The following is a 22,173-nucleotide window of genomic DNA, read 5'->3' as shown; positions in this document are numbered from 1 at the left end:
CCCCTCCACTAGAGTCCGGTGCAGCATGCCATCTGAGGCGTTCATGTCGTGCAGTCGAGGGGCCGGTCGGGCCCAGCTGAGGAGAGACAGTGTCGACACGACTCGTGCACCGCCCGGCGCGGAGCACCCGGAGTATCGACACCGGGCAGCCGCGGGTGATCGAGACCCCGCCGCCCGGCGCACGAGGCAAGGCCGGCGGCAACGCGGCGCAGGCGCTGATGCCGGCGGTCGGTGTGCTCGGCTCGGTCGGGATGATGAGCACGATGCGGACCGGTACGTCCGCGGTGATCGGCGTCGGTGTGCTGGCCCTCACAGTGATCGGCACGTTCGGGATGATGTTCTCCCAGCGCGGCCGCTCCGGCAAGGAGAGCCGTGACCAGCGCAACCGGTACCTGGACTACCTCGAGCGGCTGCGCGAGGAGTTCGGCAAGATGGAACGCCAGACCCGCAAGACCGCGCTCGCGCTGAACCCGCCGGCCGACGCACTGGTGGACTGCGTCCGCGACCCGGCCAGGCTGTGGGAACGGCGGCGCAGCGACCCCGACTTCCTGCTGGTGCGCTGCGCGACCGGACGGATGCCCGTGGTCCCGGCCACACTGGCGCAGTCCGGTTCGATGATGGACCCGCCGGACCCGTTCATGCTGGCCGAGGCCGAAGCACTGGCCCGCCGGTTCGCGCTGATGCCGGACATGCCGCTGACCATCCCGCTGGACCTGGCCGGCAACGTCAGCATCGTCGGCGACCGCGACGGCGTCGTACGGATCGCACGTGCCCTGTTGCTGCAGGCGGCGGTGTTCCACGCGCCCGACGACCTCGAGATGGCCGCCAGCTTCCCGGCCAGTGCGCTCGACCAATGGCAGTGGGTCGGCTGGCTCCCGCACACCGTCGACCCGGAACGCCGGGAAGGGCCGCACCCGTTCCGGCGGATAGCGGCGAAGCCGGGCGACCTGGCCGAGCTGATCCGCGACGACGTCGCCTCGCGCGTCACGCTGGCCAGCGAGGCCCGCCGCGGCTCGCTCGGCAAGGACCAGCGCAGGATGATCCAGCGCATGCTGGTCCTGCACGACACGTACGGCGACGTCGCGACCGAGGTGACGCCTGCCGACCCCACGCTGAGCATCGGCGAGGTGGGCGTGACCGTGCTGCACCTGGTCCAGGACCGGATGCAGGAGCCGAGCAACGTGGCCATCCGGATCACGGTGCACGAGGGCCGCGTCCTGGTCGAGGACCTGCGCGGCGGTGGCTACCTGACCGCCGAGGGACAGCTCGACGACACTCCGCTGGCGACCGCGGAAGGCCTGGCGCGCTCGCTGGCGCCACTGCGGCTGTCGGAGGAGTCGCTCGAGGAGGACGCGTCGCTGAAGACCGTCGACTTCATGAGCCTGCTGCAGATCGAGGACCCGGGTGACCTCGACCTGGAGCGGATGTGGGTGCCGCGGCACGAGCGAGCGTTCCTCCGGGTGCCGCTCGGCCTGGACAGCCACGGCCAGCCCGTCGTACTGGACCTGAAGGAGTCGGCCCAGCTCGGAATGGGTCCGCACGGTCTGTGCATCGGCGCGACCGGTTCCGGTAAGTCCGAGGTACTGCGCACGCTGGTGATGGGCCTGCTCGCGACGCACTCGCCGGAGGACCTGGCGATGGTGCTGATCGACTACAAGGGTGGTGCGACGTTCGCGCCGTTCGACGGCGTACCGCACGTGGCCGGCATCATCACCAACCTGGTCGACGACCCGAGCCTGACCGAGCGGGCCTACGCCAGCCTCGCCGGTGAGGTGCAGCGCCGGCAGCAGATGCTGAAGGACGCCGGGAACGTCGCCAACATCACCGACTACCGGCTGCTGCGCCGGCAGCGGCCGGAGATGAAGCCGTTCCCGCACCTGTTCGTGCTGATCGACGAGTTCGGCGAGCTGCTCACCGCGCGGCCGGACTTCATCGACCTGTTCCTGTCCATCGGCCGGATCGGCCGGTCCATCGGTGTCCACCTGCTGCTGGCCAGTCAGCGGGTCGAGGCCGGCAAGCTGCGCGGCCTGGAGACCTACCTGTCCTACCGGCTGGGTCTGCGCACGTTCTCCGAGGAGGAGAGCCGGACCGTGCTCGACACCGAGGACGCGTTCCACCTGCCGCCGCTGCCCGGCTTCGGGTACCTGAAGGTCGACACCAGCGTGTACCAGCGGTTCCGCGCGGCGTACGTGTCCGGGCCGTACAAGGGCCGCGTGGTGCCCGACCAGGACAAGGAGAAGGACGGCCCGGCGGTCCGCCCGTACCTGGTGACGCCGTACCAGCAGCCGGACCTGGCGAAGCTGGCGGCCGAGGACGAGAAGAAGGACGACAAGGACGACTCGACCGAACGCAGCACCGGCCCGACCGTGCTCGGCGTGTTCGTCGAGCAGGTCAAGCCCGCCGCGACGCCGGTCCCGCAGGTGTGGCTGCCGCCGCTGCCGAAGGTCTGCACGCTGGACCAGGTCGGTGGCCCGATCGACCTGACCGCGGCCCGCGGTCTCCAGTACGCCGTACAGAGTCCGCCGATGGCGCCGGCGATCGGTGTGATCGACGATCCGCGCAAGCAGAGCCAGAGCGTGTTCCGGCTGGACCTGACCCACACGGGTGGGCACTGCGCGCTGATCGGCGGCCCGTCGTCGGGCAAGACGACGTTCCTGCGCACGCTGGTCACCTCCCTGGCGCACACCTACACGCCGAAGGAGGTCGCGATCTACGCGATCGACCTGGCCGGTGGTGGTCTGCAGCCGCTGGCCGACCTGCCGCATGTGGGTGGCGTCGCGATCCGGACCGACCGGGAGAAGATCCGGCGCACGCTGGAAGAGGTCCGTGGCATGCTCGACCAGCGCGAGATCGTCTTCCGCGACAGAGGCATCGACACGATGGAGCGGCTGCGTGCGATGCACGCCGCCGGTGAGGTGCCCGAGCTGCCGGTCGCCGACGTGGTGCTGGTGCTGGACAACTACGGCGCGATCAAGACCACGTTCGACGAGCTGGAGGAGCCGATCGCGGACCTGGTCCAGCGGGGCAGCAGCTACGGCATCCACATGGTCACCGCGATGCTGCGCTGGAGCGACGTCCGGATGGCCACCCAGACCCTGTTCGGCACGGTGCTGGAGCTGCGGCTGAACGACCCGTCGGACTCCAACATCGACCGCCGGCTGCAGGAGACCATGCGCAACGCCGGGCCGGGCCGGGTGCTGACCCCGCGCAACAAGCTGTTCGCCCAGCTGGCGCTGCCGCGAGTGGACAGCCTGCTGCAAGACGACGACCTGACCGACGCGATGCAGGGGCAGGCGCTGGCCCTGAGCTCCGCCTGGCAGGGTCCGGTCGCGCCGCCGGTCCGGGTGCTGCCGCACCGCCTGGAGCGGTCGACGATGCCCGGTCCGCAGCAGGAGCCGGTCCGGGTGCCGATCGGTCTGGACGAGACCGCGATGGCACCGGTGCTGCTCGACCTGTTCGAGCGCGACGGCAACCTGGTGATCTTCGGCGACACGGCGTCGGGCAAGACCAATCTGCTGAAGCTGATCATGGAGCAGCTCACCGACCGGTACACCTCCGACGAGATCGTGTTCGCGGTGATGGACCCGCGGCGCGGTCTGCGCGGGTTCCTGCCGGACAAGTACCTGGGCGGCTACGCGACCAGCGGCCGGGTCGGCGCCGGTCTGGCCGCGGGCGTGGCCGGCGAGCTGGAGAAGCGGCTGCCGGACGACCTCAGCGACGCCGCCCCGCCGCCGGTGGACGGGCCGAAGGTGATCGTCGTGGCCGACGACTACGACCTGCTCACCAGCGGTGGCCAGGCGCCGATGGACCCGTTCCTGCCCTACATCGCCTCCGGCCGCGACATCAGCCTGCACTTCGTGATCGCCCGCCGGGCCGCCGGCGCCGGTCGCGCGTTGTACGAACCGTTCCTGACCACCGTGATGGAGTCCGGCACCGCCGGACTGGTGCTGTCGGGCGACAAGAGCGAGGGCGCGCTGTTCACCGGCGCCGCCCCGGGCAACTACCCGCCTGGCCGCGGGTTGTTCGTCCGGCGGGGCGAACGCCCCTCCCTGATCCAGACCGCACTGGCGGACGGAACCACGTCCGCCGCCGACGAGAAGGCGGAGTGAAGTGAGCTACGACGTGGTGGCACTGATCGACGGCAGGCCGTCGTACCAGGACGTGCTCGCCGGCATGATGGCCGCGGGACCGGACTGGCTGGTGCGTGAGGTCTCCGACGGCGCGGTGCTGCAGCTGTGCGACCCGGACGGGGTTCCGCTGGCCTCGCTGGAGGCGCCGATCCTGATCCAGGTCCCCGGTGAGGTCGAGCGGTTGCTCGGTCCGGAGCTGGCCGGCACGCAGACCCCGGTGTGGTGGATGGAGGTCCGGGCCAAGCCGCAGGACGGCGCCCCCGCGCTCGCCGACCGGTACGCCGAGAAGCTGGTCGAGCGCCTCGGCGGCCGGGTCTGGAAGCCGGCGCCACCGCCGTTCGACCCGCCCACCCCGCAGACCCCCGCTGCCGAGACGTCCGCCGCCCCGCACGGCGCTGGAGGCCAGAATGCCTAACCCGGTCGAGCTCAGCCCGGCGATCGACATCCGGACCGACAAGGTCGTCGTCATCATGCAGGACCGCCCGGTGGTCGGCATGTCCGCCTGGCTGGTGGACGCACTCGCCGCGGCGGAGTCGGCCGGCCTCGGCGTGCAGCTGGTCACCCCGGCGACCACACAGCTCACCTTCAACGCCCGGGCCACCCTGTTCAGCGGTTACGAGTCGCGCTGGGTGGTGACCGAGCCGAACGGCGAGGGCGCGTACGACGGCCTGGGCGGCTCGAAGCTGCACTGGGACGGCCAGATGTTCGCCGCGGTCGCCGCTGGCGAGCAGGACAAGGTCGACATGAGCCCGACCTTCGCGGCGGTCGAGCTGGAGCTGCCCTGGCAGCTGATGATCACCGCCCGGGTCCGCTACCAGGCGCTGGAGACGACGGTGGTCGGCAAAGCGGCCGAGCAGCTGTTCACCGACCTGACCGGCGTCAAGCCGACCGGCTGGGGCACGGCCGAGCCGGTGACCCAGCCCTGGAACGTAGGCCAGCTCACGGCGTACTGCCGGCGGCGCGCGCCGAAGCCGACCTGGCTGTCGGTCAGCGGCGGCAGCGACGGGCTCAGCGCGGCCGGTGCGGTCGAGATCCACCGCAGGCCGGCCGGGCTCGAGGAGGTCATCACGATGGCGGTCTCGACGCCCGACGGGCTGCCGACCCAGGACGACGTCCGCAAGGTGGGGGAGCGGCTGGCCAACGCGTTCACGCTGGTCTCGTTCTTCGCCCAGGGCGCCCGCGGCAACGGGACCGACACCAACGCGATCCCGCACTGGACCGGCGTACCGGCTCCGATGGCGATGGCGGTCGGCAACGAAGCCCTGCGCGGCACCGGCGCGGAGAAGGCGCTGGACCTGACCGGCGTCGCCGAGATCACGCCGGTCAAGATCGGCCCGTCGGCAGCACCGGCGGTCTGGTACCCGATCGGCGACGGCAAGAACCAGCTGGACTGGAACATCTACAGCGCGCTGCTCGGCCGGCTGGTGCCACCAGGTGCGCCGGTCCGCGGCTGAACCGCGCAGCAGTACTCGCTAGCTAGTAGTGACGATCAGAGAGGTGTGACGGGTGGCTGCGGTCTACAGCCGGGTGACCATCATCGGCAGGCAGCGTCAGATGGACGCCGTACTGCCGGTCGACGAGCCGTTGGGCCGGCTGATGCCGGACCTGCTCCGGATGCTCGGCGAACCGGTCGATCCGTCGCCCCGGCGCCGGTACCTGACCACCCCGACCGGGCAGACGGTCTCGCTGGAGCTGACGCTGGGCTCGGCGCAGATCAGTGACGGCGCCGTGCTCCGGCTGGCCGCGGAGGGCGAGGTCCCGCCGCCGCCGACCGTGTACGACGTGGCCGAGGAGGCGGTGGACGACCTCGAACGGCGCGGCACCACCTTCCAGCGCAAGCACCGCCAGTGGGCCGCGGGTGCGGCGCTGATCTTCGCGCTGCTGGCCGGTGCGATCGCGCTGGCCCGCGCGACCGAGCCGGACATCGCGGCGTTCGTGGTGCTGGTGGTCGCGATCATCACCGGTCTCGGTGGTGTCGTGCTCGGCCGGGCGGACCAGCGGGCGGCCGCGATCACCCTGCTGGTGGTGACTCCGATCCTGCTCGCCATCGTCGCCTGGTCGCTCGGCGTCTCGGAGAGCTGGTCGGTGCCGATGCGTGGCGGCATCATCGCGCTCGCGCTGGCGGTCGGACCGCTGCTGTTCGCGATGGCCGGGCTGGCCGGTGGCGGTCTGGTCGGCGGCGGTACGGCGATGGTCTTCGCGGTGATCTGGATCATCGGCGTCGGCGCGGGCGTCTCCGCGGACAAGCTGAGCGCGCTGATCGCGGTCGTGGCCGTGCTGCTGCTCGGCGTGCTGCCCCGGCTGGCGTTGTCGCTGTCCGGGCTGACCGCACTGGACGACGTACGGGCGCGAGGCAACGAGATCGCCCGCCCGGACGTCGAGGCGGCGCTGAACGCGGCCCACGTCGGCCTGGCCCTGGCGGCGACGGCGATCGCGCTCTGGTCCGCCGCGGCCGGTGTGGTGCTCGCGATGCACGGATCCGCCTGGACGGTCAGCATCGCGGCCCTGCTGGCGCTGCTGCTGTGCTCCCGCTCACGGCTGTACCCGCTGGCCGCCGAGGTGCTCGGGCTGTTCACCGCCGCTGGAGTGGTGATCGCCGCGCTGGTCCAGGATCTGTCCCAGGAATCGGTGGGTGGCACACTGGTGGCAGTCGGACTACTCGTGGTGGTGGCGATGGTCGGTGGCTTCGGCCTCGCCTGGACGCCGCAGGACCACGTGCAGGTCCGGCTCGGTCAGGTCCTGGACCAGATCCAGGTGCTGGCCGTGGTGGCGCTGGTCCCGTTGGTGCTCGGAGCTCTCGGGGTGTTCAGCGATCTGCTCGACGTCTTCTGATCGGATGGTATGACCGGGCCGAACTGGCAGGCGGACATGATGGACCGCCTCGACGACACGTCGGCGGGCCGCTCGGGCGCGCCGGCTTCCGGCCCGGTGCAGGGCCAGGAGCACCCGCAGAGTCAGACGCAGCCCCCGGCGCAGGCGCCGGTGGCGCCGACGATGCCGCCGGCGCCCGCCCCGACCGGTGGTGGGTGGGGCGCACCTGTGCCCCCGCAGGAGCAGCAGCCCCAGCAGTACGCGCAGCCGCAGCCTCCCCAGCAGTACGCCCCGCCGCAGTACCCGCCGCCGCAGCAGCAGTGGCAGCAGCCGCCGCCGCCTCAGCAGTACGCACCGCCGCCGCAGCAACAGCCGTACTACCCGCCACCGCAGCAGTACGGCCCGCCGCCACAGCCACAGCAGCAATGGCAGCAGCCGCCGCCGCAGCACGAGCAGGCGCCGCCGCAGCAGTACCAGGAGCAGCCGCCGCTGCAGCAGTACCAGGAGCAGCCGCCGTACCCGCAGTATCAGCAGCCGCCCGTGCAGCAGTACCAGCAGCAGTACGAGCAGCCCCCGTACGGCGCGACGCCCCCGGTGACCCCACCGCCGTACGAGCAGCCCTACCAGCAGCCGCCGGCACCGCAGTACAGCCAGGACCCGAACTACGGCCCACCGCCGCAGTACCAGCAGCCCGTCGGCGACGGCAGCTGGAACGCGCCTCCGGCCCAGGGATCGACCGGCTGGGACGACCCGACCCCGGACGGCGGACCGGGCCGCCAGGCCTACACCCCGCAGTACCAGGACCCGCTGGCCGGCACCTTGCCGGTGGCAACCAACGCGGTCGGCCTGCAGCACGAGGAACGGCCGGGCGGCTTCTTCCGCAAGATCGGCCGGTTCGCGGCCGAGGCGGCCTACATCGCCGGCGCCTCGGGCCGGATGCAGCGCGACGTCGAGAACATCGCGGTGATCCGCCGCCCGATCGGCATCGGCCGGATGATCGGCGTGATCGGCCCGGTCCCGCAGAGCGGTACGTCGACGGTGACCGCGCTGCTGGCCGACACGATCGCGTCGCAGCGCACCGACCTGGTGCTCGCGGTCGACGCGTTCCCGCTGGAGGGCAAGCTGACGCACCGGCTCGACCGGGGCATCGCGAACACGCCGAACTCCCGGGTCCAGCTGGCCCGCGCGGAGTCGACCCCGGACGCGATCAGCGACGTGCTGGCCTCCCGCAACGTCGGCGGCGCGAACCAGATCCCGATCTCGCTGGTCGACTGCCCGGCCGGCCTGTTCGAGGAGGCCACGGCGTACGTCGCGAGCTCGTCGCACGCGGTCGCCTTGGTCATCCCGTCGGCCCGCGAGGACGCGCTGGCCAGCATCGCCCAGCTCGATCAGCTCACCCCCGAGGGCCAGCAGATGCTGGTTCGCAAGGGCCTGGTGATCATCGCGGAGAACCGGGCGGATGACCCGGAGCCGGTCCGCTGGCTGCAGTCGGCGGTTTCCGACCGTGGTCTCGGGTACGTCGTGCTGCCGTTCGACGCGCACTTCCAGCACGCCTGGCCACTGCGCCCGGAGATGCTGGAGCCGGCCACCCGGCGGGCCGCGCTGGAGATGGCCGCCCGGCTGGTCGAGCGCGCCACCCGCTGACACCAGTTCCGGCGCCCGTTGAACCGATCCGGCCAACGGCTCGTTAGTGCTGATACGACCTGATTTGCGCGGGTCGGGTACAACAGCAGTAGCAGAGCGTTCAACTACTTTCCGCCCAGCAAGTTCTTCTGGAGGTCCGGATTTCATGAGCGACGACAGAACGGCCCCTCTCGACCGGGTGATCGCCGACGTGCGGGACCGCCGATCGATCCTGCGCGGCGCCGCCGTGGCCGGCCTCGCGGGCGTGGGCGCGCCGTTGCTCGCCGCGTGCGGTGGCGACGGCGACGCCGGCGGTACGGCGACCGGCGGCCAGACCAGTTCGGCCCCGTCTTCGGCTCCCACGTCCGCGCCCAGTTCGGCGCCGTCCAGCGCGGGCGGCCCGGTGCTCGGCCCGGCCGCGGACGTACCGGTCGGCGGCGGTGCGGTGTTCAAGGACGCGAAGGTGGTCGTCACCCAGCCGACCGCGGGCCAGTACAAGGGCTTCTCGGCGGTCTGCACCCACCAGGGCTGCATCGTGGCCAAGGTGGAGAACGGCGAGATCGACTGCAACTGCCACGGCAGCAAGTTCAGCGCCACCGACGGCAGCGTGAAGAGCGGCCCCGCCCGCGAGCCGCTGGCCGCGGTGACCGTCTCGGTGCAGGGCGGCAACATCGTCGGCTCGGCCTGAGCGGGGCGCGCGGCGAAAGACCCGGCAACGGGGGCCGGGTCTTTCGTCATCGACGTACCGCTCATCGTGTCGGTCGCGTCCGGTCCGGTGATGCCGACCGACTCCACGTCCACGCCGGGCGCGAACAGGTCGACGCACTGAACGACGCCTTCGCGACCTGGTCGTCGGTCGCGCCGACGGTGATCGCCGAGGGCTCCCGGGACGGTGAACCACAGCAGGCGTCCGCAGTTTCGTTGCCCGCAGCAACGGCGTAGGTGACGCCGGAGTCCACCGACGCCTTGACCGCCGCGTCGAGCGCCGCGTCGGTACCGCCGCCGAGGCTCATGTTGGCGACGGCCGGCTTCTTCGCGTTCGCGGTCACCCACTCGATCCCGGCCACCACGGACTCGGTCGATCCGGAGCCGTTGCAGTCCAGGACCCGGACGCCGAAGTCCTTGTGCTCCGGGTAGATCCCGGTGTCGATCACGTAGGCGTTGACGTTGTCCGCGGTCGTCGACGCGGTGTACTTCTGGTCCAGCGGCAGGTTGCGCTGGTCGGCCCGGTCCAGGCCCCACGGCGGGTTGTCCTGGTTCGCGCTGACCTTCTGGTTCTGCTGCACGAACGCGACCCGCTCGTCGCCGGCCAGCTCGGCCGCCTGCTGCTCGGTCATCGTCGCCGAGAAGCCCTGGATCGACGCGCTCAATTGCTTGCGCACCTTCGCGTCGTACGACGTCGCGAGGCTCTGCGTGGTGGCCTTGGTCGCCGCGGCCGACCGTTCGCCCTTCAGGACGACGACGTAGCTGCCGGGAATCGCGGTCGCGCTGCCGGCGCCTCGGATGCTCGCGGCAACGGGTTCGTCGGCGTCACTCGTGGCAGCGGTGACGACGAGGCCGGACACGGCCAGCGCCGAGGTATGGGGCGAACCGCAACTCAACTGCCGGGCGACGGTGAGGTGCTGCTCGGCGTCGTGCTGGGAGTCTGGCTCGGCGGGGCGCTCGGCGTCGTACTGGGGGTCGCGCTGGGCGTCTCGCTCGGGGTCGGGCTCGGCGTGGGGGAGGGCGTCGGCGGCTGCGGCGGCACCAGGTACAGCAGCTTGTTCGGCGATCCCTCGCCGGGGTTCTTCACCGCGTCGGCGGTCGCCGCGTCCAGCAGCGCTGTCGACACCTGTTCCGGCGTGGCGTCCGGGTGATCGGCCAGATAGAGCGCGATCGCCCCGGCCACGTGCGGCGTGGCCATCGACGTGCCGCTCTTGACCGTGCTCGCCTCGGGATCGGTGATGGCGACCGACTCGATGTCGACCCCCGGGCCGAAGAGGTCGACGCAGCTGCCGTAGTTGGAGAACTCCGCCCGGGTGTCGCTGCGGTCGGTCGCGCCGACCGTCAGCGCCGCGGGCTCGCGGCCCGGCGACGACCCGCAGGCGTCCGCACTCTCGTTGCCCGCAGCAACGGCATAGCTGATTCCGGCCGCCACCGACGCCTTGACCGCCGCGTCCAGCGCCGAGTCGACTCCGCCGCCCAGGCTCATGTTCGCGACGGCGGGCTTGACGGCGTTCGCGGTGACCCAGTCCACGCCGGCGACGACGGTCTCGGTGGTGCCGTTGCCGATGCAGTTGAGCACCCGGACGCCGACCACCTTGGCCGACTTCGCGACGCCGTACTTGGTGCCGGCGATGGTGCCCGCGACATGACTGCCGTGGCCGGCGCAGTCGACGCCGTTCTGGCCGTCGCCGATGGTGTCGGTGCCGACCGAGGCCCGCCCGCCGAAGTCCTTGTGGTCGGCGTAGATGCCGGAGTCGAGCACGTACGCGTGCACGGTCTCGGCCGTCGTGTCCGACAGGAACTTCTCGTCCAGCGGCAGCGTGCGCTGGTCACTGCGGTCGAGTCCCCACGGCGGATCGTCCTGGGTGGCCTTCAACACCTGGTTCTGCTGCACGAAGTCGACCCGGGGGTCGGCCGCGACCTGCTTGGCCTGCTGCTCGCTCATCGCCGCGGAGAACCCGCGCACCGAGGCGTGGAACTCCCGGCGCACGGTCACGTCGTACGTCGCGGCGAGGCTGCGGTTGGTCACCCGGGTCAGCTCCGCCGACGGCGTCCCGCTGAGTACGACGATATAGCTGCCGGGCACGGCCGTCGGGCTGTTCGCCTGCCGGATGAACGGTTCGAAGCGCTCGTCCTCCGGCGCCACCCGCGCCGACGCGGGCAGCGCGACCAGCGCCGGCGCGCAGACCACCACGGCAGCGAGTGCGGCCGGCAGCCGGCGCGAGATCGTGAACAGCGTCATGGACGACACTCCCTGGGAATCGGCACACAGCGGTTCACGATCGACGCTAGAACCGCCCCAGCGCCCGGCCGCGCCGACGGCCGGGCGCAGAGCACAATCCGTAACACGATCTCAGCCCGGCCGAGACGTCAGCGTTCCTTGTGATTGCGGTACTTGCGGACCGCGAACTCGTACGCCGCGTCCACCAGCGGCTCGAGCTCCCGCAGCGTGCCGACCGAGGGCGAGAGAACGCAGATCCAGTACTGCGGGGCGTAGACCGGGTGCGGCATGACGACGTCGAGCGCCGCGTGATCGACGTCGTCCGGGGGAGTGGGGAAGAGCTTCAGGTACTCCGCCTTGGGCAGGCCCAGGTTGAGCCGTTCGACGCCGGGCCGGTCGAGGTTCGAGGCGGTGTCGTAGGCGTCGGAGGTGACCAGGGTGGCGAACGGCATCTGCCGCTGTGGTGGCAGGTCGTGCTCGGGGTCGTAGATCCAGAAGGTGTCGCCGTTGGCGGTCAGAGTCCGGACACCGGGCCGGTCGAGGTACTCGAGGAAATCCATGCCTTCAAGCGTCTCATTGAAGCTGCAGTGGAGACTTTTGTGCGTCGAAGCCCGTCCCGGGCGGCGTTGTCGGCGGGGCGAACTAGGGTGGTGCAGTGGCTGATCCATCGTCCTACCGCCCGGCTCCGGGCTCCATTCCCGACTCACCCGGGGTGTACCGCTTCAGCGACGCCGCCGGCCGGGTGATCTACGTCGGAAAAGCGAAGAACCTGCGCGCCCGGTTGTCGTCGTACTTCCAGGACCTGGCCAATCTGCACCCGCGGACCCAGTCGATGGTGACCACCGCGGCGAAGGTGGACTGGACGGTGGTCTCGACCGAGGTCGAGTCGCTGCAGCTGGAGTACTCCTGGATCAAGGAGTACGACCCGAGGTTCAACGTGAAGTACCGGGACGACAAGTCCTACCCGTGGCTGGCGATCACCCTCAACGAGGACTACCCGCGGGTGATGGTCGGCCGGGGCTCGAAGAAGAAGGGCATCCGGTACTTCGGCCCGTACAGCCACGCCTGGGCGATCCGGGAGACCGTCGACCTGTTGCTGCGGGTCTTTCCGATGCGCTCGTGCAGCAAGGGCGTGTTCAACCGGCACCGCCAGATCGGCCGGCCCTGCCTGCTCGGCTACATCGGCAAGTGCGCCGCGCCCTGCACCGGTCAGGTTAGCCAGGAGGAGCACCGGCAGATCGTCGAGGACTTCTCCGCGTTCCTGTCCGGCCAGACCGCGACGTACGTGCGCCGGCTGGAGAAGGAGATGAAGGCGGCCGCGGCCGAGCTGGAGTACGAGCGGGCCGCGAAGATCCGCGACGACCTGGCCGCGCTGGAGAAGGCCCTGGCCAAGAACGCGGTCGTGCTCGGCGACGGCACCGACACGGACGTCGTCGCGCTGAGCGAGGACCCGCTCGAGGTCGCCGTGCAGATCTTCTACGTCCGCGGTGGCCGGATCCGTGGCCAGCGCGGCTGGATCGCCGACAAGGCCGACGGCACCGCCACCACCGGTGACCTGGTCTCGCGCTTCATCCAGCAGATGTACGCCGCGGAGACGTCCGACGCGATCCCGCGCGAGATCCTCGTGCCGGTCGTCCCGGACGACGAGGCGGCGCTGACCGAGTGGCTGTCGCAACTGCGCGGTTCGCGGGTGGCGATCCGGGTTCCGCAGCGCGGTGACAAGAAGGCGCTGATGGAGACCGTCGAGCGCAACGCGCTGCAGACGCTCACCATGCACAAGACCAAGCGGGCCAGCGACCTGACCACCCGCAACCAGGCGCTGGAGGAGATCCAGGCCGCGCTCGACCTGCCCGAGGCGCCGCTGCGGCTGGAATGCTACGACGTCTCGAACCTGCAGGGCACCGAGGTGGTCGCCTCGATGGTCGTCTTCGAGGACGGCCTGCCGCGCAAGAGCGAGTACCGCCGGTTCGTGATCCGCGGCGTCGAGGGCCAGAACGACGTCGCCTCGATCGCCGAGGTGCTGACCCGGCGGTTCAAGCGGCTGCTGGACGAGCGCGCGACGCTGACCGGCGGTGCGGCCGCGGGCGGCGAGTCCGGCGGCCACGAGTCGGCCGGCGGGCCGCGCGTGTTCGGCGACGAGACGGACGCGGCCGCGGCGCTGATCGACCCGGAGACCGGCCGGGCGAAGAAGTTCTCCTACGCCCCGGGGCTGGTCGTCGTCGACGGCGGTCCACCGCAGGTCGCGGCCGCCCGGCAGGCGATGGACGAGCTCGGCCTGGGCGACATCCCGGTCTGCGGGCTGGCCAAGCGGCTGGAGGAGGTCTGGCTGCCCGACGAGGAAGACCCGGTGATCTTCTCCCGGACCTCCGAGGGGCTGTACCTGCTGCAGCGGCTGCGCGACGAGGCGCACCGGTTCGCGATCACCCATCACCGCAGCCGCCGGTCCAAGTCGATGGTGGAAAGCGTCCTGGACGACGTACCGGGGCTCGGGGAGGTCCGCCGCAAGACGCTGCTGCGGCACTTCGGCTCGCTGCGCAAGCTGCGCCAGGCGACCGTCGACGAGGTCGCCGAGCTGCCCGGGTTCGGCCGGCGTACGGCGGAGTCGGTGGTCCTGGCCGTGAACGCTGCCGCAACGAAGGCCGACACCGGCCGGGCGCCGTCGGTGAACACCGCGACAGGCGAGATACTGGACGACGACGAACCGGGGCCCGCCGGTCCGCCGAACGGGGAGAACTGAATCTGATGGACGAGTCCAGCGGCAACCTGATCATCGTGTCCGGCATGTCCGGCGCGGGCCGGAGCTCGGTCGCGGACGTGCTGGAGGACCTCGGCTGGTTCGTGGTCGACAACCTGCCGCCGATGTTCCTGACCACGATCGTCGAGCAGGTGGTCGGCACCGGCGCGTCGCCGCGGCTGGCGGTGGTCGTCGACGTCCGGACCGGGATGTTCTTCGACGAGCTCGGCGCGGCGCTCGAGGACCTGCGGACCAAGGGATACCGGCCGCTCACGCTGTTCCTGGAGGCCTCCGACGACGTGATCGTGCGCCGGCAGGAGAGCGTGCGCCGGCCGCACCCGCTGCAGGGCGAGGGCCGGCTGCTGACCGGGATCCAGCGCGAGCGCGCGCTGCTCGGCGACATCCGGGCCGGCGCGGACCTGGTGATCGACACCTCGAACCTGAACATCCACCAGCTCGCCGCGAAGATCGTGAACGCCTTCGGCGACGAGGAGAACGCCGAGCTGCGGGCGACCGTGGTGTCGTTCGGTTTCAAGTACGGCATCCCGGTCGACGCCGACGTGGTGGCCGACATGCGCTTCGTGCCGAACCCGTACTGGCAGCCCGACCTGCGCCCGATGACCGGACAGGACCGTCCTGTGTCAGACTTCGTGCTCGGTCATCCGCTGGCCCAGCAGTTCCTGCAGAACTACGTGGACGTGCTGGACACCCTGCGGACCGGTTATCTGAACGAGGGCAAGCGGTTCGTCACGGTCGCGATCGGCTGCACCGGTGGAAAGCACCGGAGTGTCGCGATGGCCGAGGAGATCGGGCGCCGCCTGCGGGAGAAGGGGTCACCGACGTTGGTGGTGCACAGGGATCTGGGGCGGGAGTGACGAGAGCTCCACGAGTCGTCGCTCTCGGTGGCGGGCACGGTCTCGCCGCGTCGCTGTCTGCCCTGCGGCAGGTCACGGACCAACTGACGGCCGTCGTGACGGTCGCCGACAACGGTGGGTCCTCCGGCCGGTTGCGCCAAGAGCTCGGCGTACTGCCGCCCGGCGATCTGCGAATGGCGCTGGCCGCGCTGTGCCGCGACGACGAGTGGGGCCGGACCTGGGCCGACGTACTGCAGCACAGGTTCCGCAGTGACGGCGCCCTGCACGACCACGCGGTCGGCAATCTGCTGATCGTCGCGCTGTGGGAGCTGCTCGGCGAGGCCGTCGACGGGCTGGACTGGGTCGCGCGGCTGCTCGGGGCGCAAGGGCGGGTGCTGCCGATGTCCGCCGTACCGCTGGACATCACCGCCCGGGTGCTCGGGGCGGATCCGGCCTACCCCGGGGCGATCACCGAGATCCGCGGCCAGACCGAGGTCGCGACGACCAACGGCCACGTCGTCGACGTCGCGCTCGATCCGGCCGACCCGCCGGCCTGCCCGGAAGCGCTGGTCGCGGTCGCCGAGGCCGACTGGGTGGTGGTCGGTCCGGGCTCCTGGTTCACCTCGGTGATCCCCAACCTGCTGGTCCCGGCGCTGTGCCGTGGGCTCGAGCAGACCAGCGCCCGCCGCCTGGTGACGCTCAACCTCGGCGAGCAGAAGGGCGAGACCGACGGCTTCTCGCCGGAGACCCACCTCGAGGTGCTCGCGGCCCACGCGCCCGAGCTGCGCATCGACGTCGTACTGGCCGACGAGGAGCACGTGCCCGATCCGGCGTCGCTGCGCCGGACGGCGAGCTCGCTCGGGGCGGAGTTGGTGGTCGCCGACATCGCCGACGACCATCAACTGCTGCATCACGATCCCGCCAAGCTGGCGAAGGTCTACCGCGAGGTCTTCGCGTAGGTCGGGCTCGCCGGTCCCTGGACCTCTGGAGAGCCCGTACCGGTGATGTGATCTGAATCACCCGCGCGGCTGTCAGGAAACGGCAGGCCATCCGGTTCAGGAGTCAGATCCGAACGAACAGGAGCTGACGATGAGAGTGCTGGTTGCAGGAGCCACCGGAGCGATGGGTGCGCAGTTGGTGCCGCGGCTGGTCGCGGCGGGCCACGAGGTGTTCGCGATGATCCGCAAGGAGTCGGACAAGAGCCGGATGTCACAGCTGGGCGCGGTGCCGGTCGTCGCCGACGCGCTCGATCGCGCCGCGGTGGAGGCCGCGGTCCGCGAGGCGGCGCCGGAGGTGATCGTTCACCAGCTGACCGCCATCGGGCACATCGACACCCGCCGGTTCGAGCGCAGCTTCGCCGCCACCAACCGGCTGCGGATCGAGGGAACCGACAACCTGCTCGCGGCGGCCCGCGCCGCCGGAGTCCGGCGCTTCGTTGCTCAGAGCAACGGTGCGTTCACCTACGACCGCACCGGTGGGCCGGTCAAGACCGAGCAAGATCCGCTGGACCGCTCGCCGGTGGCCCAGATGCGCTCGCTGATCGCCGCGATCGAGCACCTGGAGAAGGCCGTGCTGGGGGCCGGCGCCATCGAAGGGATCGTGCTGCGCTACGGCGCCTTCTACGGGCCCGGAACCTCGATGGCGCCGGGGTCCGAGCAGTTCGAGCTGATTCGCCGGCGCAAGTTCCCGGTCGTCGGCGACGGCGGCGGGGTGTGGTCGTTCGTCCACATCGCCGACGCCGCCGAGGCCACGGTCGCGGCCGTGCAGCACGGTGACCCTGGCGTCTACAACATCGCCGACGACGACCCCGCCCCGGTGGCCGAGTGGCTGCCGGAACTGGCGGCGATGCTGGGGGCCAAGAAGCCGCTGCGCGTACCGCGGTTCATCGGCCGGCTGGCTGCCGGACCGGCCGGCGTCGTCCTGATGACCGAACTGCGCGGCGCGTCCAACGCCAAGGCCAAGCGTGAGCTGGGATGGCACCCCGCGCACCCGACCTGGCGTCAGGGCTTCGAGGTCTGAGCGCCGCGGTGTCCGGCGCGCAGCGGAGTGCGCGCCGGACCACGATGCCTAGCGCTTGGCGAAGATCGGCCGGCGCTCGACGGTCTTGCCACCGGGTACGCCGACCTGGTCGTTCTGGAACGGGTTGGCGTCGAAGCGGGCGATCTCGCGGCCCTGGGCGTCGGAGAAGATCGCCCAGATCGGTGCCATCGGGTTACCGACCGTGGTCCGGTCGGAGTGCCACAGGAAGAAGCCGTCCTTGATCACGGCCGGCGAGGTGAGCCCGTCGGCGGTCCGGAACTCGATCTTCGCGACGCCGCGCGGGACGACGCCGCGGGACCCGTTCCCGTCGGCCCAGACGACGTACGGCTTGTCGGCCGTGACCGACTGGCGCTGGTAGTCGTCCTTCGGCCCGCTGGCGCCGGCGTTGTCCAGGCAGTACGCGTAGCGCTGGCGGTCGGGCGAGACCAGGACCGCCCGGAACCAGCTCCCGCTGCCCTGGGTCACCGCGACCTTCCAGCTGTCGATCGACTCCGAGCCGCCACCGGCCTTCGTGGCGCTCTGCCGGTACTGGTTGTCGGACGCCTGGCAGCGCGCGATCACCTGCGCGTCGGACAGCGCGATCTTCCCCGGCTGCGTGATCTCGCCGGATTTCGCGTCGACAGTGACGGTCGAGTCCGGCAGACCGAGCCCGGCCACCGGCGGCTGCTCGGACTGACCCGGCCAGACGGTGATCGCCGTGGCGACCCCGGCGACGGCGAGGGCGCTGCCCGCGACCGCGCCGATCCTGCGCACCCGCTGCCCACGACGGCCCCGCCGGACGACGTCGTCGACGGTGTGACGCATCGGCTGGGCCGAGTCGTCCGCCGCGGTGTCCAGCAGGTCCTTGATGTCGCTGCTCATGACAGCACCCCTTCGTTGTCGTTGACGTGAACAGCCGGGTCGCCCGGGTCGTCTGCCGGGGCCGGCCAGTTCAGCTGTTCGCGTAGTGCGGTGAGACCGCGGGAGGTCTGGCTCTTGACCGCGCCGGTGCCGATGCCGAGCACCTGGGCGGTCTCCTCGATGCTGAGGTCGGCGTAGTGCCGCAGGACCACGCAGGCCCGCTGCCGCGGCGGCAGCTGGGCCAGCGCCTGGATCACCAGGAGCCGCTCGTCGACGGCACCGGAGTGGTCGGCCAGCATCCGGTCCGGGACCGCGTCGTCGGAGAACTCCCGGCGCCAGGGCCGCTTGGCCTGGTCCAGGACCACCGACACCACCGCGCGGTGGGCGTAGGTGGTCAGGCCGGCGTCGTGGTCGAGCCGGTCCCAGGCGCGGTAGATGCGGACCAGGGCGTCCTGGGCCGCGTCCTCCGCCCGATGCCAGTCACCGCACATCAGGTACGCCGTGCGGCGCAGCCGGCGCAAGGCCGCTGCGGCGAACTCGGTGAAGTCCGCCTCACTGCGTCGTCGCATCGTGCTCCTCCCGTGGCTGTCGGAAGAGGAACGACAGCCGGACCCCGAAAGGTTGCCACGAAGGTTGGGTCAGCGCGTAACACTGATCCGGGCGGGGGAGTTGCACCGGGTACCGGCCCGAGGGTCTTTGACAGCAGTGGGAGGATTTCGTTCATGGCGATGACAGCACAGGTGAAGTCCGAGCTGACCAGCATCCAGGTCACCAAACCCTGCTGCCGCAAGGCCGAGGTCTCCTCGGTCCTGCGCTTCGCGGGCGGGCTGCACCTCGTCTCCGGCCGGATCGTGGTGGAGGCCGAGCTGGACAGCGCCCGCGCCGCCCGCCGGCTGCGCAAGGACATCGCCGAGATCTTCGGCCACCCGTCCGAGGTCGTGGTGATCTCCCCGTCCGGGATCCGCAAGCAGACCAAGTACGTCGTGCGCGTGGTCCGTGACGGCGACGCGCTGGCCCGGCAGACCGGCCTGGTGGACAACCGCGGCCGTCCGGTCCGGGGGCTGCCGCCCGCCGTGGTCTCCGGCGCCTCCTGCGACGCCGTGGCGGCCTGGCGGGGCGCGTTCCTGGCCCACGGCTCGCTGACCGAGCCGGGGCGCTCCTCGTCGCTCGAGGTGACCTGCCCGGGCCCGGAGGCGGCCCTGGCGCTGGTCGGAGCGGCCCGGCGGCTCGGCATCGGTTCGAAGGCCCGCGAGGTGCGCAACGTCGACCGCGTGGTGATCCGCGACGGCGACGCGATCGGCGCGCTGCTGACCCGGCTCGGCGCGCACGAGTCGGTGCTGGCCTGGGAGGAGCGCCGGATGCGCCGCGAGGTCCGCGCGACGGCGAACCGGCTGGCCAACTTCGACGACGCGAACCTGCGCCGCTCGGCCCGCGCCGCGGTCGCCGCCGGCGCCCGGGTGGAGCGCGCGCTGGAGATCCTCGGCAACGACGTACCGGACCACCTCCAGGTGGCCGGGCGGCTGCGGCTGGAGCACAAGCAGGCCAGCCTCGAGGAGCTCGGTCAGCTGCACGAGCCGGCCCTCACCAAGGACGCCGTGGCCGGCCGCATCCGCCGCCTGCTGGCGATGGCCGACAAGCGCGCCTCCGACCTCGGCATCCCCAACACCGAGGCCAACCTGACCCCGGAGATGCTCGACCCCGCCTGATCCACGCCACCAGCACCACCACTGGTATTCACGCCGCGGCCCCGGAGGATCTCCGGGGCCGCGGCGCGTGTGGTGGTCTGGTCCGGTGGTCTTCGGGCCGGACGGGGTGGTCTGATGTGGACGGTACCAGTGGAGCAAGTGGGCTGTTGGGCTAGTGTTTCGGCTGTAGCGGCAGTGCTCGACAGCTAGTTCAAGGAGACGTAGTCCCGTGACCGTACGCGTAGGTATCAACGGCTTCGGCCGGATCGGCCGTAACTTCTTCCGCGCCGTGCAGGCGTCCGGTGCCGACATCGAGGTCGTCGCCGTCAACGACTTGACCGACAACCAGACCCTGGCCCACCTGCTGAAGTACGACTCGATCCTGGGCCGCTTCCCGGGCGACGTGACCGCGACCGAGGACGACATCACCGTCTCCGGCCACACGTTCAAGGCGTTCGCCGAGCGCGACCCCGCCAACCTGAAGTGGTCGGACGTCGGCGCGGACGTGGTGATCGAGTCGACCGGCTTCTTCACCGACGCCACCAAGGCCAAGACGCACGCCGACAACGGCGCCAAGAAGGTCATCATCTCCGCCCCGGCGAAGAACGAGGACCTGACCGTGGTGATGGGCGTGAACCACGACCTGTACGACGCCGACAAGCACACCGTGATCTCGAACGCGTCCTGCACCACCAACTGCATCGCCCCGCTGGCGAAGGTGCTGAACGACGCGTTCGGCATCGAGCGTGGCCTGATGACCACGATCCACGCCTACACCCAGGACCAGAACCTGCAGGACGGTCCGCACAAGGACCTGCGCCGCGCCCGCGCCGCCGCGCTGAACATCGTGCCGACCTCGACCGGCGCCGCGAAGGCGATCGGCCTGGTGCTGCCCGAGCTCAAGGGCAAGCTCGACGGCTACGCGCTGCGGGTCCCGGTCCCGACCGGCTCGGCCACCGACCTGACCGTCACCGTCGGCCGTGAGGTCACCGTGGACGAGGTCAAGGAGGCCTACAAGGCCGCGGCCTCCGAGGGCGCGCTGAAGGGCTACCTGACCTACACCGAGGACGAGATCGTCTCCAGCGACATCGTCACCGACCCGGCCTCCTGCATCTTCGACGCCGGCCTCACCAAGGTGATCGGCGACCAGGTCAAGGTCGTCGGCTGGTACGACAACGAGTGGGGCTACTCCAACCGCCTCGTCGACCTGGTCAAGCACGTCGGCGCCTCGCTCTGACGTTCCATCCCCCCGTTGCGTCCGAAGAACCGTTGCCGGTAGCGCACGGTTCTTCGGACGTCAGCGTTGTGCCGAAGGACAGTGATTGTGAAGACGATCGAAGACCTCGGGGACCTGGCCGGCCTGCGGGTGCTGGTCCGCTCCGACCTGAACGTGCCGATCAAGGGTGAGACGATCGGCGACGACGGCCGTATCCGCGCCTCGGTGCCGACCCTGCTGAAGCTGGCCAAGGCCGGCGCCAAGGTGATCGTCACCGCGCACCTCGGCCGCCCCAAGGGCACGCCGAACCCGGAGTTCACCCTCGCCCCGGTGGCCAAGCGGCTCGGCGAGCTGCTCGAGGCCGAGGGCGTCCGGGTGCGGTTCGCCACCGACGTGACCGGCGAGAGCGCCCAGGAAGCCGTCCAGGAGCTGGACGAGGGTGAGGTCCTGCTGCTCGAGAACGTGCGGTACGACGCGCGCGAGGAGAGCAAGGACGAGACCCAGCGGGCCGCGCTGGCCGACGAGCTGGCCGCGCTGGCCGACGTGTTCGTCAGCGACGGCTTCGGTGTCGTGCACCGCAAGCAGGCCAGCGTGTACGACGTGGCCCGCAAGCTCCCGCACGCGGCCGGCGGCCTGGTGCTCGCCGAGGTCGAGGTGCTGAAGAAGCTCACCGAGTCCCCCGAGCGCCCGTACGTCGTCGTGCTCGGCGGCGCCAAGGTGTCGGACAAGCTCGCGGTGATCGACAACCTGCTGGCCAAGGCCGACAAGCTGCTGATCGGTGGCGGCATGGTGTTCACCTTCCTCAAGGCCCAGGGCCACGAGGTCGGCAAGAGCCTGCTCGAGGACGACCAGCTGGAGACGGTCAAGGGCTACCTGGAGACCGCGAAGGCCAAGGGCGTCGAGATCGTGCTGCCGACCGACATCGTGGTCGCGCCCGAGTTCAAGGCCGACGCGCCCGCGACCGTGGTCGCCGCCGACGCGATCCCGGCCGACCAGCTCGGCCTGGACATCGGCCCGGAGTCCGGCAAGGCGTTCGCCGCCGAGGTCGCGGCCGCGAAGACCGTGTTCTGGAACGGCCCGATGGGTGTGTTCGAGATGGAGGCCTTCGCCGGTGGAACCAAGGCCGTCGCGCAGGCGTTGACCGAGATGGACGGCCTCAGCGTCGTCGGAGGTGGCGACTCGGCCGCCGCCGTACGGCAGCTGGGCTTCGCGGACGACCGGTTCGGGCACATCTCCACCGGAGGTGGCGCGTCGCTGGAATACCTGGAGGGCAAGGAGCTCCCGGGTCTTGCTGTGCTGGAAGAGGACTGACAC

At 71.0% G+C, this 22,173-nt stretch carries 18 protein-coding genes; 13 read left to right on the top strand and 5 right to left on the bottom strand.

Features of this window, described 5'->3' with window-relative positions; genetic code table 11:
• The first annotated feature begins 89 nt into the window (after window positions 1-89).
• From eccCa to ACQPXM_RS21600, 6 genes are all read left to right on the top strand, one after another.
• Window positions 90-4,109, top strand: a complete 4,020-nt coding sequence (eccCa, locus tag ACQPXM_RS21625; RefSeq protein ID WP_432935812.1) for a type VII secretion protein EccCa — start codon at window positions 90-92, stop codon at window positions 4,107-4,109.
• A gap of 1 nt (window position 4,110) precedes the next feature.
• Window positions 4,111-4,545: a hypothetical protein gene (locus ACQPXM_RS21620; protein WP_432935810.1), complete on the top strand. Its 435-nt coding sequence runs from the start codon at window positions 4,111-4,113 to the stop codon at window positions 4,543-4,545.
• Window positions 4,538-5,584: a DUF6177 family protein gene (locus tag ACQPXM_RS21615; RefSeq protein WP_432935808.1), complete on the top strand. Its 1,047-nt coding sequence runs from the start codon at window positions 4,538-4,540 to the stop codon at window positions 5,582-5,584. The genes ACQPXM_RS21620 and ACQPXM_RS21615 overlap by 8 nt, the downstream gene beginning before the upstream one ends.
• Window positions 5,585-5,636: 52 nt before the next feature.
• Window positions 5,637-6,962 carry a type VII secretion integral membrane protein EccD gene (gene eccD, locus ACQPXM_RS21610; RefSeq protein ID WP_432935805.1) on the top strand — a complete coding sequence of 442 codons (1,326 nt, stop codon included), beginning with the start codon at window positions 5,637-5,639 and terminating at the stop codon, window positions 6,960-6,962.
• Window positions 6,963-6,971: 9 nt separating this feature from the next.
• The gene (locus ACQPXM_RS21605; protein WP_432935803.1) at window positions 6,972-8,585 is read left to right on the top strand and encodes a MinD/ParA family ATP-binding protein; all 1,614 of its coding nucleotides are present in this window, start codon (window positions 6,972-6,974) and stop codon (window positions 8,583-8,585) included.
• Between the two features lie 145 nt (window positions 8,586-8,730).
• Window positions 8,731-9,252: a Rieske 2Fe-2S domain-containing protein gene (locus ACQPXM_RS21600; protein ID WP_432935801.1), complete on the top strand. Its 522-nt coding sequence runs from the start codon at window positions 8,731-8,733 to the stop codon at window positions 9,250-9,252.
• 61 nt (window positions 9,253-9,313) lie between these two features.
• On the opposite strand, the gene ACQPXM_RS21595 is transcribed toward ACQPXM_RS21600, so the two are convergent.
• From ACQPXM_RS21595 to ACQPXM_RS21585, 3 genes are all read right to left on the bottom strand, one after another.
• A complete protein-coding gene (locus tag ACQPXM_RS21595) occupies window positions 9,314-10,129 on the bottom strand; it encodes a S8 family serine peptidase (RefSeq protein WP_432935799.1) in 816 nt (271 codons plus the stop codon).
• Between the two features lie 32 nt (window positions 10,130-10,161).
• A complete protein-coding gene (locus tag ACQPXM_RS21590) occupies window positions 10,162-11,511 on the bottom strand; it encodes a S8 family peptidase (RefSeq protein ID WP_432935797.1) in 1,350 nt (449 codons plus the stop codon).
• Between the two features lie 128 nt (window positions 11,512-11,639).
• Window positions 11,640-12,050 (bottom strand): DUF6194 family protein, encoded by a 411-nt coding sequence (locus ACQPXM_RS21585; RefSeq protein ID WP_432935795.1) that lies wholly within the window; start codon window positions 12,048-12,050, stop codon window positions 11,640-11,642.
• A gap of 95 nt (window positions 12,051-12,145) precedes the next feature.
• Here ACQPXM_RS21585 and uvrC point away from each other — a divergent pair, with 95 nt between their 5' ends.
• The 4 genes from uvrC to ACQPXM_RS21565 all read left to right on the top strand — a co-directional run bounded on the left by uvrC (window position 12,146) and on the right by ACQPXM_RS21565 (window position 17,097).
• Window positions 12,146-14,227 carry an excinuclease ABC subunit UvrC gene (gene uvrC, locus ACQPXM_RS21580; RefSeq protein WP_432935792.1) on the top strand — a complete coding sequence of 694 codons (2,082 nt, stop codon included), beginning with the start codon at window positions 12,146-12,148 and terminating at the stop codon, window positions 14,225-14,227.
• A 5-nt stretch (window positions 14,228-14,232) separates the two neighbouring features.
• Entirely contained in the window at window positions 14,233-15,099 is an 867-nt protein-coding gene (gene rapZ / locus ACQPXM_RS21575) for an RNase adapter RapZ (RefSeq protein ID WP_077013983.1), read from the top strand.
• Window positions 15,096-16,037: a gluconeogenesis factor YvcK family protein gene (locus ACQPXM_RS21570; RefSeq protein ID WP_432935789.1), complete on the top strand. Its 942-nt coding sequence runs from the start codon at window positions 15,096-15,098 to the stop codon at window positions 16,035-16,037. The genes rapZ and ACQPXM_RS21570 overlap by 4 nt, the downstream gene beginning before the upstream one ends.
• 130 nt (window positions 16,038-16,167) lie before the next feature.
• Complete coding sequence (locus tag ACQPXM_RS21565) at window positions 16,168-17,097, top strand: NAD-dependent epimerase/dehydratase family protein (protein ID WP_432935787.1); 930 nt, start codon at window positions 16,168-16,170, stop codon at window positions 17,095-17,097.
• 48 nt (window positions 17,098-17,145) lie between these two features.
• Here ACQPXM_RS21565 and ACQPXM_RS21560 read toward each other — a convergent pair whose 3' ends face one another.
• Both ACQPXM_RS21560 and ACQPXM_RS21555 read right to left on the bottom strand, forming a co-directional pair.
• Window positions 17,146-17,979 carry a hypothetical protein gene (locus tag ACQPXM_RS21560; RefSeq protein WP_432935784.1) on the bottom strand — a complete coding sequence of 278 codons (834 nt, stop codon included), beginning with the start codon at window positions 17,977-17,979 and terminating at the stop codon, window positions 17,146-17,148.
• On the bottom strand, window positions 17,976-18,527 hold the full coding sequence (locus ACQPXM_RS21555; protein WP_432935781.1) for a SigE family RNA polymerase sigma factor: 552 nt from the start codon (window positions 18,525-18,527) through the stop codon (window positions 17,976-17,978). Before ACQPXM_RS21555 ends, ACQPXM_RS21560 begins: the two co-directional genes overlap by 4 nt.
• Before the next feature lie 153 nt (window positions 18,528-18,680).
• Between ACQPXM_RS21555 and whiA the strand changes: the two genes are divergently transcribed.
• The 3 genes from whiA to ACQPXM_RS21540 all read left to right on the top strand — a co-directional run bounded on the left by whiA (window position 18,681) and on the right by ACQPXM_RS21540 (window position 22,170).
• A complete protein-coding gene (gene whiA / locus ACQPXM_RS21550) occupies window positions 18,681-19,664 on the top strand; it encodes a DNA-binding protein WhiA (protein ID WP_077013978.1) in 984 nt (327 codons plus the stop codon).
• 208 nt (window positions 19,665-19,872) lie between these two features.
• Window positions 19,873-20,880 carry a type I glyceraldehyde-3-phosphate dehydrogenase gene (gap, locus tag ACQPXM_RS21545; RefSeq protein WP_432935777.1) on the top strand — a complete coding sequence of 336 codons (1,008 nt, stop codon included), beginning with the start codon at window positions 19,873-19,875 and terminating at the stop codon, window positions 20,878-20,880.
• An 87-nt stretch (window positions 20,881-20,967) separates the two neighbouring features.
• The gene (locus ACQPXM_RS21540) at window positions 20,968-22,170 is read left to right on the top strand and encodes a phosphoglycerate kinase (protein WP_432935775.1); all 1,203 of its coding nucleotides are present in this window, start codon (window positions 20,968-20,970) and stop codon (window positions 22,168-22,170) included.
• The last annotated feature ends 3 nt before the right edge of the window (window positions 22,171-22,173 follow it).

This window comes from Kribbella sp. CA-253562 (genome assembly GCF_050942265.1).
GTDB lineage: Bacteria > Actinomycetota > Actinomycetes > Propionibacteriales > Kribbellaceae > Kribbella.
Note: the sequence above shows the minus strand (reverse complement) of the source record. Positions and strands in the feature narration are given on the sequence as shown.